The 13,180-nt window shown below is 75.5% G+C and carries 10 protein-coding genes; 7 read left to right on the top strand and 3 right to left on the bottom strand.

Features of this window, described 5'->3' with window-relative positions; translation table 11 throughout:
* Positions 1–29 precede the first annotated feature (29 nt).
* Positions 30–959 (top strand): sirohydrochlorin chelatase, encoded by a 930-nt coding sequence (locus tag ACH4N1_RS29160; protein WP_398101776.1) that lies wholly within the window; start codon positions 30–32, stop codon positions 957–959.
* Positions 960–1,262: 303 nt separating this feature from the next.
* Here ACH4N1_RS29160 and ACH4N1_RS29155 read toward each other — a convergent pair whose 3' ends face one another.
* Positions 1,263–2,300: a lactonase family protein gene (locus tag ACH4N1_RS29155; RefSeq protein ID WP_398101773.1), complete on the bottom strand. Its 1,038-nt coding sequence runs from the start codon at positions 2,298–2,300 to the stop codon at positions 1,263–1,265.
* A 184-nt stretch (positions 2,301–2,484) separates the two neighbouring features.
* Positions 2,485–3,978 carry an FUSC family protein gene (locus ACH4N1_RS29150; protein WP_398101770.1) on the bottom strand — a complete coding sequence of 498 codons (1,494 nt, stop codon included), beginning with the start codon at positions 3,976–3,978 and terminating at the stop codon, positions 2,485–2,487.
* Positions 3,979–4,247: 269 nt separating this feature from the next.
* On the opposite strand from ACH4N1_RS29150, the gene ACH4N1_RS29145 reads away from it, so the two are divergent.
* Both ACH4N1_RS29145 and ACH4N1_RS29140 read left to right on the top strand, forming a co-directional pair.
* Positions 4,248–4,724: an Lrp/AsnC family transcriptional regulator gene (locus tag ACH4N1_RS29145; protein WP_366058413.1), complete on the top strand. Its 477-nt coding sequence runs from the start codon at positions 4,248–4,250 to the stop codon at positions 4,722–4,724.
* 231 nt (positions 4,725–4,955) lie between these two features.
* Positions 4,956–5,147, top strand: a complete 192-nt coding sequence (locus ACH4N1_RS29140; RefSeq protein WP_398101768.1) for a hypothetical protein — start codon at positions 4,956–4,958, stop codon at positions 5,145–5,147.
* A gap of 12 nt (positions 5,148–5,159) precedes the next feature.
* On the opposite strand, the gene ACH4N1_RS29135 is transcribed toward ACH4N1_RS29140, so the two are convergent.
* Positions 5,160–5,948, bottom strand: a complete 789-nt coding sequence (locus ACH4N1_RS29135) for a LysR family substrate-binding domain-containing protein (RefSeq protein ID WP_398101765.1) — start codon at positions 5,946–5,948, stop codon at positions 5,160–5,162.
* A 58-nt stretch (positions 5,949–6,006) separates the two neighbouring features.
* Here ACH4N1_RS29135 and ACH4N1_RS29130 point away from each other — a divergent pair, with 58 nt between their 5' ends.
* The 4 genes from ACH4N1_RS29130 to ACH4N1_RS29115 all read left to right on the top strand — a co-directional run bounded on the left by ACH4N1_RS29130 (position 6,007) and on the right by ACH4N1_RS29115 (position 13,147).
* Positions 6,007–6,402, top strand: a complete 396-nt coding sequence (locus ACH4N1_RS29130; protein ID WP_366058415.1) for a DUF5997 family protein — start codon at positions 6,007–6,009, stop codon at positions 6,400–6,402.
* A 188-nt stretch (positions 6,403–6,590) separates the two neighbouring features.
* Positions 6,591–6,980 carry a cold shock domain-containing protein gene (locus ACH4N1_RS29125; protein ID WP_363090272.1) on the top strand — a complete coding sequence of 130 codons (390 nt, stop codon included), beginning with the start codon at positions 6,591–6,593 and terminating at the stop codon, positions 6,978–6,980.
* 264 nt (positions 6,981–7,244) lie between these two features.
* The gene (locus tag ACH4N1_RS29120; RefSeq protein WP_398101761.1) at positions 7,245–8,099 is read left to right on the top strand and encodes a DUF4132 domain-containing protein; all 855 of its coding nucleotides are present in this window, start codon (positions 7,245–7,247) and stop codon (positions 8,097–8,099) included.
* The gene (locus ACH4N1_RS29115) at positions 8,096–13,147 is read left to right on the top strand and encodes a hypothetical protein (protein WP_398101759.1); all 5,052 of its coding nucleotides are present in this window, start codon (positions 8,096–8,098) and stop codon (positions 13,145–13,147) included. Before ACH4N1_RS29120 ends, ACH4N1_RS29115 begins: the two co-directional genes overlap by 4 nt.
* Positions 13,148–13,180: the final 33 nt, after the last annotated feature.

The following is a 13,180-nucleotide window of genomic DNA, read 5'->3' as shown; positions in this document are numbered from 1 at the left end:
AGCCCAGGAAGCCAGTAACATGCGGCGCCATGAGCTCCCCCACTGGGCCCGCGTCCGGCCTCCCTGTACGAATGCCGCGCCCCCGCCAGCCCGGGCGGCACCGCCGACCCGAGCCCCTGGCGGCTCCCGAGGGCGCGCCCGCGCTCGTTCTCGCGGTGCCGGGTACGCCGAGCGCCGCCACCCGCGGCCTCGCCGAGGAAGTCGTGAGCATCGCCCGCTCCGAGCTTCCCGGCCTCGACGCGCGCATCGGGTACCTCGACGGGGACGACGCCGAATTCCCCAGCCTCCAGTCCGTCCTGGCGCACGCCGCCGACGAGCGCACCGCCCGCTACGAGCAGGCCCTCGCCGCCGGGGTGGACGCCAAGGAGCCCGACGGCCCGGTCGCCGTCGTCGTACCGCTGCTGGCCGGGCCGGACAGCGCGCTGCTGCGCCAGGTCCGCCAGGCCGTCATGGAGAGCCGCGTCGCGGCCGACCTGACCGACGCGCTCGGCCCGCACCCGCTGCTCGCCGAGGCGCTGCACGTGCGGCTGTCCGAGGCCGGTCTGGCCCGCGCCGACCGCGCCCGCCTGTTCACCGTCGCCACGGCCGCGGACGGCATCATCCTCGCCACCGTGGGCGGCGAGGAGGCCGTGCAGGCCGCCGGCATCACCGGCATGCTGCTCGCGGCGCGCCTCGCCGTGCCGGTGATGGCGGCGGCCCTCGACCAGGAGGGTTCCATCGCCTCCGTGGCCGAGCAGCTGCGCGGCTCCGGCTCCCAGCAGCTGGCCCTGGCGCCGTACCTCATCGGTCCGGAGATCGACTCCACCCTGCTGGAGGAGGCGGCCAGGGAGGCGGAGTGCGCGTCCGCCGACGCGCTCGGCCCGTACCCGGCCATCGGCAAGCTCGCCCTGGCCAAGTACACGACGGCGCTGGGGATCGCGCCGCAGCAGCCGCAGGGCACGCCTGCCCGCCAGTCGTAAGTGACGCGGGCGCGAGCCCGTACGACCTGCACGGACGCCGAAAGGGCCCGCTCCCGACCGGGGAGCGGGCCCTTCGTCGTGCCTGCGGGCCGGGGTGCGGAGCCGACGAGTGGGCCCCGGGCTCCTGGCGGGTTCGGGGAATAGGGTCTTTCGTTTGGATGAGGCCGGATCAGGGAGCGGGGTCCGGTGCCGTTCATCGCAAGGCGGAGGAGGGAGTCAGGGCGGAGCCCTGGCGACCGACGACAACGCGGCGAGGGGCGGCACCGGGGCCCGCGAGCCCGGCATGATCCAAACCGAGAGGCCCTAGCCGAAGACCACGCAGGACGCCGCCGGCACCGGGATCGAGCCGCCGCGGCGGGGCAGGCCGGTCGACGGGTCGAGGGCGAACCAGGTCACGTCGCCGGAGTGCTCGTTGGCGACGTACAGGAAGCCGGCGGACTCGGTGAGCGCCCGCGGCCAGCGGCCCGCGCAGGGCACGGTGCCGATGAGGCGCAGTGCCTCTCCGCCGCCCTCGACGGCGAACACCGACAGCACGTCCTCGCCGCGGGTGGCCGTCCACACGAACCGTCCGTCGGGCGAGACGACGATGCCGGACGGGTGGGCGTCCCCGGCGGGCGCGCCCGGCAGCACGGGCACCTCCGCCAGCGGCTTCAGCGAGCCGTCCGGGGCGTCCCAGCGGCAGACGGTCACGGTCGGGGTGAGTTCGTTGACGACGTACGCGTGGCCGCCGTCCGGATGGAAGGCCAGGTGACGGGGGCCGGAGCCGGGGCGCAGGGCGAACTCCCGGTGCAGGACCGGCCTGCCGTCGCGGAGGTCGCACACCCGCACCGAGTCCGTCCCGAGGTCCACGCTGACCAGCCGGCGTCCGCTCGGGTCGGCCTGGACCTGATGGGCGTGCGGCCCCTGCTGGCGCGGGGTGTGGGGGCCGGAGCCGCTGTGGTGGAGCACGCCGGAGGGCACCGGGGCGAGGGTGCCGTCGGGCCGGACGGGCACGGCGGTGACACTGCCGGATCCGTAGTCGGCGGTCACGACGTGGCCGTCGAACACGGTGAGGTGGGTGGGACCGCCGCCGACCGGCACGGCCGGTCCGGCCTGCTCCGGGACCTCCCCGGCCAGGCTGTACGCGGCCACCGCGCCCTCGGCGGTCTCACTGACGGCGTAGAGCGTGCCGCCGCCCGGCGACAGGGTCAGGTACGAGGGATCGGGAAGGCCGTCCACGCTGCTCAGGACGGTCAGTGCGCCGTCGCTCGGGTCCACGGCCGCCGCCACGATCCCGGGGCCTCCGGCCGCCGTGAACGACCCGATGAACGCCCGCCGGGGCCGCCTGCCGACGTCTGCCACCGCTGTCCCCTCTCGTGCCGCCGTTGTCCGGGGTGACGGTAGCAGCCGATGACGTGCGGTCTAGACCAAGGCGGTGCGGATGACACGGCAGCGTGCCGCGGGGTTTCGCCGGGCGACGCGAGCCGTGGTCGGGGCCGGAACGCCGGCCTGCCGGGCGTGGCGGGGGAGGCGGCGCCGCGGACGTTCAGGCTCCCACCAGCGGTGAGCCCGACGGGGTGCGCAGGGGGTGGGCCAGTTCCGCCAGGGCTCGTTCCAGGCCGTGCAGGTGGGCCAGGGCGGGTCCGGCCGCGGAGGGGGGCTCGGCGGGGGTGAGGTGTTCCGTGCCCCCGTCGGTCAGGGCCTCCACCGCGGCCTGGACGCGCCAGCAGGCGGCGGCGAGGCGGGCGTCGTGGGAGGCCTCCGGGTCGGCGGCGACGGCGACGAGTCCGCGGACCTCGCGTGCGCAGTCGTCGAGCAGGTCGAGGACGCGGCGGGCGCGTGCCTTGCGGCCGAGCATCGGGTTCAGCGGGTGGGTGAGCGGGGCGACGGAGAGCCGGACCCGGCCGAGGAGCTGTTCCAGTTCGGCGACGCGCGCGCCGGGGTCGGCGGCGGGGTCGCCGGCGAGGCGGGCGGCGGCTTCGGCGGTGCCGGTGTGGACGCAGCGCAGCGCGCGCTGGATCCAGGCGTCGGTGACGGCGTGGGTGGTGACGGGGAGCACGAACAGCACCGCCAGCCCCGCGCCGAGCGCGCCCACGCCGGTCTCGGCGAGGCGGACCGCCAGCAGGCCGGGGGTGAGCACGCCGAGGAGCCCGTAGAGCAGTTCGGCGAGCAGGGTCACCCAGAGCATCATCCAGGTGTAGGAGACGGCGGCCGTGTAGAAGATGCCGAAGACGCAGACGGCGACGAGGGCGGCCGTGGGGGCGCCGGCGCCGTGCACGGGGGCGGCGACGAGGAGGCCGAGGCCGATGCCGATCACCGTGCCGAGCACCCGGCGGAAGCCGCGTACCAGGGTCTCTCCGCGGGAGGTGGTGTTGACGAAGATCCACCACGTGGCGCCGACGGCCCAGTACCAGCGTTCCCCGGACACCGACTGGCCCACGAGGAGCGCGAAGCCCGCGCCGGCCGTCGCCTGGACGGCCTGCCGGGTGGTGATCCGGGCGAGGCCCCGGCCGCCCGGCGGGGCGGGCACGGCGGCCGGGGGCAGGCGGCGCTCGTAGCACCACAGGCCGAAGCGCACGGCCGCCGCGCCGAGGACGGAGAGGACGACGGCCGCGGCCAGCTTGGGGAGCCGTCCCCCGGTCGCGTGCAGGAACTGGGCGACGAAGAACATCATGAACGCGAACACGCCCAGGCTGTGGCCGCGCGGCCCCCACCGGCGGGCGTACACGCCCGCGCCGGTGACGGCCAGGAAGGTCAGGTCGCGGGCCAGGGGCTGGTCGTGCAGGAGGGCCGCGGCGGCCAGGACGGGCAGGCCGACGGCGGGCAGCAGCGCGGTGGTGACCGCCTGGCCGCGCACGGTGGCGTCGGTGACGGTGAACAGGGCGAGCAGCGCGGCGAGCCCGCCGGTGACGGCACCGACCAGGGAGTGCCCCGCCAGGCCGCAGAGCACGACGGCCAGCCCGATGCCGAGGACGGCCCGCGTGGCGAACCGCAGCCGCACCCGCCCCGGATCCGGAGCCGTGAACACCCTCTTCAGCACTTCTCGCCCCCAACGGTCAGCCGTGAACACCGGCATGAAAAAGGCGCCGCGGGATCCGCAGCGCCATCGACGGCACCATGACAGCATCCGTGCCGCCGCTGGCTCAAGTGGCCGGAAATCGACTGGTCCATTGGCCCACCGACTGCTCCTCAGGGAGGACCATGGAAGGGCCAACGGACCAGGAACGGCCGGTCCGCCCGGAATGCGCCCGCCTGGGCCATTGGTACAGTCGTCCGCGATCACCGATGAACACGAGGAGTCCGGGCACCATGGCCGTCGACCAGCTCGACACCCGCATCCTGCGCCTGCTGCTCGAGCAGCCCCGCACCAGCGTGCGGGAGTACGCGCGCATCCTCGGCGTGGCTCGCGGCACGCTCCAGGCCCGCCTCGACCGGCTGGAGCGCGAGGGCGTGATCACCGGCTCGGGCCCGTCCCTCTCCCCCTCCGCCCTGGGCCACCCCGTGCTCGCGTTCGTGCACATCGAGGTCACCCAGGGCCACCTCGACGACGTCGGCGACGCGCTGGCCGCCGTGCCGGAGATCGTGGAGGTGTTCTCGATCACCGGCGGCGGTGATCTCCTCACCCGGGTGGTGGCCCGCGACAACGCCCACCTGGAGGACGTGATCCAGAAGCTGATCAGCCTGCCCGGCGTGGTCCGCACCCGCACCGAGGTGGCGCTGCGCGAGCGGGTGCCGTACCGCCTGCTGCCGCTGGTGGAGTCGATCGGCCGCACGGTCGGCGGCTGACGGCGGCGGCTCCTCGCCGATCCCGTCCGCACCGTTGACACCCTCCGCCGCCCCCTCTGCCGCCCGGTCGATCTTCCGCACACTGTCCGTGGTACCGAACACCGTGGACCTCGGAGGAGCAGCACATGGCACCGCCCCTCACCAGACGGACCCTTCTGCGGAACGCCCGCGTCCCCGGCGGCCTCGTCCCGTACGCCGGCCCGGGTCGTCTTCGGCGGCACCGACTCGGGGGTGGCCGACCCCGCGAGGGCGGACGGCACCACGCTGCTCGACGAGGTCTGGGCGAGGGCGGCCTTCGGCGGGAAGGGAGCGCTGGTGGGCCGGGTGCGGAGCGTGGCGGCCGCCTGGGTCGCCGCGGGGCTGCTCGGGCGGGCCGACGGGGAGCGGGGGGACACCGCGCGGAGCGCGACCTTCGTGCCGTGACGCCCGGTACCGCTACGAGCGGCGGCGGGGCCTGCCGCCGGTGCCGCGCCGGCCGCCGCCGCCCTTGGCGCCACCGGCGCGCCCCCGGGCGGCTCCGCCCGAGCCGGTCTTTCCCGAGCCGGCCTTGCGCGGGGCGCCGCCGGTCCTCGGCTTGGGACGCTCGGCCTTCGGCTCGGCCGACGGCGGCTGGGCCCGGCCACGAGTGCTGTTGACCGTGCGGCCGCGGACGATGCCGATGAAGTCCTCGACCAGGTCGGTGGTGGCGTCCTGCGGCCAGGCGAGGGCGACGCCGGACTGCGGGGCGTCGACGAGGGTCCGGTAGGTGAGGTCGCGGCGGTGGTGCAGCCGGGCCAGCGACTGGGGCACGACCAGCACGCCGATGTTCGCCGCGACCAGCTCGATCGCGTCGGCCGTGGTCGCCGGGCGCTCGAAGGCGGGCTCCCCCGGGAGCCGCTCCCAGTCGAGGACGTCGTCCAGCGGGTGGACGACCACCTCGTCGGCGAGGTCGTCGAGCGTCACCTCGTCGGCCGCCGTGATCACGTGGTCCTTGGGGACCACGACCACCGTGGTCTCGGTGTAGAGGGGGATCGCGCTGAACACCGTACGGTCCACCGGGAGCCGGACGAAGGCCGCGTCGGCGGTGCCCTCGCGCAGCATTGCGGGAGCCTCGGCGGGCGTCGCCTGAAGGAGGACGAGGGGGACGTCGGGCAGGCGCTCCTGCCAGGTCCGCGCCCACTTGGCGGGGGTCACTCCGGGGACGTACGCGAGCCGGAACGAGGGGGAATCCGCCGAGTCGGTCATCCCGCCAGGTTACCGGCTGTGGTCGGCGGCCCGGTTCGCGGCCGATACCCTGGACGGCATGACGTCGCACCAGAGCACCCAGACGATGAAGCCCGCGACCGCGGCGAAGAAGCTGGGTGTGTACCTCCCCGCCACCCCCGCCGAGTTCCAGGAGGGTGTCGTCACGCGCGCCGAGCTGAACGAGCTCCAGGCGAACCCGCCGGAGTGGCTGCGCGCCCTGCGGGAGAAGGGCCCGCACCCTCGTCCGGTGGTGGCGGCCAAACTCGGCGTGTCCATCGCCGGACTGGCGCGCGGCGGCGTCACGGAGGCGCTGACCACCGAGCAGATCCAGGAGATCAAGGACGCCGGGCCCGAATGGCTGGCGAAGGAGCGCGCGACCCAGGCCGAGGTCCGCAAGGAGGCGGCGCGCCTGCGGCAGCGCGACGCCGAGAAGGCCGCCGGCGCGGAGTCCTGACCCGCTCGCCGGGAAGACCGCCGACCGGAACCCGCTCGCCGGGAAGGCCGCCGGCCGGAGTTCCGATCCGCCTCCCGTACGGCGTCGGAGCCCGCCCCGTGCGCCGTGGTGGTCGCCCCCGACCGTCGGGGTGACTACGATCTGGTGAGGTTCACCGACGTGGGTGTGCGAGGTCGCTGGGGGTTGGGATGGTTGCTGGTCGTGTAGTGCGCTTCGACAGCCAGCGGGGTTACGGGTTCATCGCGCCCGACGACGGCGGTGAGGACGTGTTCCTGCACGTCAACGACATGCTGATGCCCGAGTCGCAGGTCCGCCGGGGCATCGTCGTGGAGTTCGAGATCGAGGACGGCGAGCGCGGCCCGAAGGCCTCCGGGGTACGGCTCGCGCGCGGGGCGGACGGCAAGCCGCTCGCGGCCGACGACGACGTCCTGTGCGACGTGCTCAGCACGGAGGAGTTCACCCGCGACGTCACCGAGGCCCTGCTGACGGCGGCGCCCTCGCTGACCGCCGAGCAGATCCTCCAGGTGCGCTCCGGGCTGGCCCAGTTCGCGAAGAACCACGGCTGGGTCGAGGGCTGACCTCCCCCGCCGGCCCCCGCCGGTGCACCTCCCGTGACCGGCCCGTGGCCGCGTGCCGCCCGTTTCCGCTTCCCCTTCTTCCGCTTCCCCTTCCACCCGGTGGTTCGAGGGCGTGCGGTGCGGCGGCCGTCTCGGCGGCGGTGATCGAGGCACCCGGTCCCGGGAGAACGGTCGCCGGAACGCCGGCCACTCGTCGCGGACCCGTTGTCAGTGGCCTGATCTAGAGTTCCCGTCACTTGATCACTGCGGGTGCGGGAGGCACACATGGGGTGGGTGTCGGCCGGCGGCTACGAAGTCGCCCTCGACGACGGCAAGGTGGTGTGCCGCAACGCGGCGGGGCGACGGCTGAAGTCCGTGCCGCCCAAGATCGCCGACGATCCGGCCGTGGTGGGCCTGCGTCAGCTCGTCGAATGGCTGGAACGGCACGAACAGCGGTGCCTGACCGACGTCGAGCGCTGGATGGTGCGCTCGCTGCCGGTGCCGTTCGCCGTTCTCGCGCGGGTGTGGCCCGACCCGGCGTGGCAGGCCGCCCTGCGCGACCTCGTCGTCACCGGGGAGGACGGCGAGGTGGCCGGATTCCTGCGGGACGCCGACCCCGAGCGCGGCCTCGGCCTCGTCGACCTCGACGGCGACACCGTCCGCATCACCCCCGGCCTCGTCCGCCTCCCGCACCCGGTGCTCCTCGAAGACCTGGAGGACCTCAGGGAGTTCGCCGTCGAACTCGGCGTCGAGCAGCGCGCCCAGCAGCTGTTCCGCGAGGTCTGGCACCGGCCCGCAACGCTCGACGCGGAGGGCACCTCCGTCGAGGAGTACGCCGGCGGCGCCTTCAAGGAACTGCGCTTCCTGCACGGCAGGGCCGCCCAGCTCGGTTACCGCGTGCGCGGCGGCAACGCCGTCTGCTCCGTCCTGGAGGACGGCCGGGGTGTCGAGGCCCGGGTGTGGATCGGCGACTACGAGGGCTACGAGGAGACGGAGACCGGCCCCCTCACCTTCACCGACCCCGCCGGCCGGGCGCTGAGGCTCGGTCAGGTGGGGCCGGTGGCCTGGTCGGAAGGCATGCGCATGGCGGCCTCGCTGTACGCCGGGCGGAACATCGAGGACGAGGAGCAGGCGGCATGACGACGTACGACGAGACGGCTTCCGCGGCGCTGCTCGACGCCGGCGCGATCCTGCCGCCGGGCACGACCGGCCGGGAGGACGCCGACGTCCTCACCGTGCGCACGTACACGCACCCCGCCCTGGACGAGCGCAGGATCGTGCGGCTGGTGCCGGGCACGCTCGGCGAGGCGGAGGACCTGGCGCTGGACTTCCTCGGCCTGGTCCGGGAGCCGGAGACGCCGCAGGTCGGGCAGATACGCCGGGAGACGCTCGGCTTCCCCGCCTGGGCCCTGGTCAACGACCCGGCGAACGGCCACCACGCGCTGGCCCTCGTCAAGGACGTCGAACGGCTCGCACGGCAGGCCAAGTCCCGCCCCGGCCACGCCAAGGAGGGCTTCGAGGCGCTCGGCGAACGGCTCGGCCGGGCCGTGCCGCACTTCCTGCCCACCTTCTACGAGCAGGCCGCCCGCGTCTTCCTCCAGCACGAGAACACCACGTACGCCGCCGCGTTCTTCGGCAAGGCGCGCGAGGCCGAGCGGGTGCACGCGCTGGCCGTCGACGAGGAACGGCAGCGCGCCGTGTTCCTGGAGTTCGCGTTCGCCGGGGCGCTCACGGTGAAGGCGCTCAAGGAGCACGTCAAGGCCCTCGCGGCGCGCCTGAGCCCCGCCGACGCCTGGAGCCAGTTCCGGCAGCTGACGGTGGAGCGCTGCGCGGCCGGCATGCCGCCGTACGCCTCGCTCCCGCAGGACGCGCGCGGGCTGATCAAGGCCGCGGGCCTGGACCGGGTCGGCGAGGAGTGCGCGCTGGTCGCCGACCTGATCGCCTCCCCGGCGGCGGTCCGGGCGCCCGCGTCCTTCTGGAACACCTACCGGGCGACGCTGGTGCTGCTCGCCCGGGAGCAGCCCGCCGTGCGGGCCCGGCTGCTGGAGATCATGCCGGCCGGCCTGGGCCGCGCCACGCGTGACGACGAGTTCTGGCTGGACCTGCTCACCGAGTGCGGCGCGGACCTGCTGCTCACCGGGGAGACCGATTCCGACGTCGACGCGGCGGACTGGCTCAGCCGCTGGTCCCTGCACCGCAAGCACGGCAGCTCGGTCAGCGGCCGGTCACCCGCCACCCTGGCGCTCGTCCGGCGGATGGCGTCGCGGCTGCGCGAGGGCGGCCGGCCCGTCGACCTGTTCACCGGCCGCTGGCACGCCGGCGCCGACCTTGACCTGCTCGACCTGTGCCTGGCGGAGGACGTGCCGCTGACGGACCCCGGTACCGGCCAGAACGTCTTCCTCCCCCTGAGCCAGTGGCTGAAGGACGAGGCGCCGGGGCGGCGGGACCTGACGGCCCTCGCGGCGCACCCGCGCCACCGCCGGCTGCTGTACCTGTCCGTCGGCACGCTCAGCGGCCACCGGCCGGACACGCAACTGCTGGAAGGGCTGGCCGGTCATCCCGTGCTCGCCGACGTGCTGCGCGAGTGGCTGCGGGACGCGGCCGGGGAGCTGACCGCCGCGGCCGGTCTGCCCGCCGCGCGCGCGGCGCTGGAGAAACTGCGGCCGTTCCGCACGGTCGCGGCCCGGGTCGCCCCCGCCGCCGTCGCCGAGGTCGCCGCGCACGAGGTCGCGCCGCTGCTCGGCCGCACGCTGCGCGCCGGCATCCCGGACGAACTGGTCTGGCCCGCCCTCGAAGAGGCGCTGAAGCGGCTCGACGCCGAGACCAGGCGCGACCGTGACGACACCCTGCGCGTCGAGGAGGCCTGGCCCGCGCTGATCCTCTCCCGCAGGCACAAGGTGATCGTCGTCGGCCCCGAGGACATCCTCCTCGAACACGACCTGCGGCTGCCCGACGGCCTGGACCGCTGGCAGCGTCCGTCGTTCCGCTTCACGGACGGCGAGCTGCTGGTGACGTGGCCGCAGGGCGGCAAGCAGTTCGGCTACTGGTCGGCCCACCCCTCCGACACCTTCCCCCTGGGCGGCGAACGGGTCCCCCACTGGTACGGCGCCCACGACGCCGGCGAACCCTCGATCCCGCTGCCGGGGGGCGGCCGGGCCACCGGCGGCCGCACGCTGCACACCGGTGACACCGTCCTGCCGCCGAGCCGCCGCATCCTCGGCGACGGCACCTCGTACTGGCGTCAGGGCCGGCAGGGGCGCAAGCAGGTGTGGCTGGAGTACGACCCGGCCACCGGTACCCACGGGCGCGCCTCGCTGCCCGCGTTCCTGCGGTCGGGCATCACCGACGAGTCCACGCTGCTCCAGCAGCACTGCGTGGTGCTGCCGCTCCAGCCCGGTCTGGAGCGCAGCCCGTTCGGCACGGACGGCACGGTCCTCGGACGCTGGGTGCGCGAGGAGGGCGAGGGCGACGGGGCCCGCGTCACCGCCGGCACGCCGGACGGGCGCACGGTCTCCCTGCCGAAGGGCCGCGACGGCGTCGCCCGCGGCGTGCCGGTCGGCGCGCTGCGGCTCCCCGGAGGGGCCGAGCCCGTCGTCGTCGCCCTGCACCGGCAGATCGCCTTCCACACCGCGGACGACACCTCCGCGTCCGGGGAGTCGGGGCGGGTGACCCCGCTGGAGCGGGGCGGCGAGTTCGCCGCCGGTACGCGGCTGGTCCCGCCGATCGACTTCTGGCACGCGCTGCGGCCCCGGGACGAGGCCGCGTCGGCGGTGCTGCGGGCGCTCAGCGACGAGCAGGCGGCCGTGGTGCTGCGCACCGGCGCGCAGGCGCTCGCCGAGCACGCCGCGCGCGTGGCGGCGGCGAAGGCGGGCTCGGCCGGGGGGTCGACGGCAGCCACGACGGGAACGTCCTCGGTGCCGAACGACGCCGCCGACGGCACGTCCGTCCTGCCGGCCGCGGACGAGGTCCTGCGCGAGGCGGTCTCCCGTTGCCTGCCCGGTCTGCGCGAGCGGCGCCTGCTCATCGGGGTCTCCGCGCTGGTGCGCGCGGTGCTGCGGCTCGCGGAGTCGACCGCCGCGTTCGTGGCTCCTCCGGCGGAGCCGAAGCCGGTGCAGCGGCGGCGCGTCGAGGGCATGTTCGGCGACTACAGTCCCCGGCACGCGGACGACCAGACGCTGCGGGAGGCCACCGTCGGCCTCGCCGACCAGCAGGGCTGGTGGGGCGGCGGGCAGCAGTGGAGCGCCGTGCGGCAGATCCGCGCCGTCAACCACGTGCTGTCCGGCAGGCCCGCCGACGGCCGGCCGCTGCCCGAGCGCTCCCGGTCGACGGGGTCCGCGCAGGGATGGCGGAGCGACGAGTTCACCGTCCCCGGCATCGGGATGCTGTGGCCGTCCCTGCTCGACGTGCTGCGGCCCCTGGCCTACCGTGCCGCCTCCCCGGTCCTCTCCGACGCGCACCGGGAGGCTCTCCTGGTGCTGTTCGACGTGATCGCGGACGGGCGGCTGGCCGCGGCCGACGGCGCCGCTCTGCGGGAGGTCGTGCTGAGCGAGCCGCAGGACAAGCACGAGCGTCTGGGGCAGGTGCTGCGCCGCGACGGCCGTACGGTCGTCGTGCTCGGCTGCCGGCAGGTCGACCGGGAGAAGGGCCGGGTGCACTGGCTGGCCCTGGACCACGACCCGTCCGGGACGTTCGGCGCGATCGCCCACTTCGTGCTGGAGCGGGAGACCGCGCACCCGCCGGTGTTCCCCGCCGACGCCCTGGCCGCCGTCACCGGGCTGATCCGGGACAAGGGCCCCGCGCCCTGGCAGCCGGAGGCGCCGCACGCGCTCGTCGCCGCGACGGGGGGCGGGCTCGGGCCCGTGCAGTCGGCGCTGCTGCTGGCCGGCAAGCCGGTGCAGGTGGCCACGGACCTGCTCGCGACCATTGACCTGAAACCCCGTCAGAAGACCTTCGGGGACGGCCTGCTGACCTCCTTCCGGCTCGGTGACGGGTCCGCCCTCGTCGGCGCCCTGCTGCCCGACGGCCCCGGCGACCTGTGGACCGCCGGTCCCGACACGGCGGCCGCGGGCCGGATCTGGCAGGAGCGGTTCGGCGGGTTCGTCCGGCTCCCCGAGGACATCGCCGCCGATCTCGAACTCGCCGGGGTCTCCGCCGGTGCGGCCGAGGACGTGCTCAACCCGACGCGCACGCCCTGGATCAGCCGCACCACCGTCCAGCGGCCCGGCAGGAACGGCGACCTCGTCCCCGACGACGCGCGGGCGCTGCCCGGCCGCCACCACCTGTCGAACGCCGTGGCCTCCCTGGCCGGGCTCGCCTACGCGCTGCCGTACGGCCATCCGCTGCGCGCCGCCCTGCCCGAGGGGCTCGCCGCGGTGCGCCGGCGCCTCACGGACCCGGGACTGCTGCTCGACCTCGACGTCACCTGGGCGGAGAAGGGCATGACCGCCCCGGCCCTGCGCAAGGCCTACGGTCTGCCCGCCACCGGCGGCGGTGACGCGGACGGTCTGACCCGGCTGGGCGACGCGCTGGTGCTGCGCCCCTGGTACCAGGACCAGGAGGCGGTCCTGGTGCGGCCGGCCGGGCTGAGCGGGCCCGACGACGCCGTGTTCGGACTCCTCGAAGGGCTGGCCGGACCGGGGCGCGGCGGCGGCCTGCGCGCGCTGCGGGCCGTCCTCGGCGACGACCTGGCCCGTGCGCTCGCCGCCGGCACCGGTCCCGAGGAGGCCGGCGGGCACGCCCAGGACCCGACGGCCACCGTGCCGGAGCTGGTCGCGGAGGTCGCCGGGGCGCACGGCCTGAGCGAGGACGCGGCGGCGCTGTACCTCCAGCTGCTCGCCCTGCCCGACCCCACGGACCGCAACTGCGCCCGCTGGACCGGCTGGAAGCCCGCCCGGACGAAGAAGGCCCGTGCGGAACTCGCGACCACCGACCTGGTCGTGGAGGCCAAGCGGCCGCGCGCCGGACGCACCCTCTTCCTGCCCTGCGGCTGGCGCGAGCCGAAGGCGCCCGCGCTGCCGGTCGAGGTGTGGAAGGAGGGCCTGTACCCGGTGGGCGAGCGGGCCCGTGCGATGCCGCTGATGCCGGTGCCCGAGCTGTTCGCCCGCGCGTGGGACCGCGTCCGCGCCGGCGACGCCCCGGCCTACGAGGAACTGACCACCCGCGCCACCCGCAAGGGCCGCCGCCGATGACCACCGTCCCCCCGCACCTGGAAGAAACCGCGC

This window comes from Streptomyces sp. NPDC017202 (assembly GCF_044331705.1).
Classification (GTDB): domain Bacteria; phylum Actinomycetota; class Actinomycetes; order Streptomycetales; family Streptomycetaceae; genus Streptomyces.
This window is presented reverse-complemented; position numbering and strand designations above follow the sequence as displayed.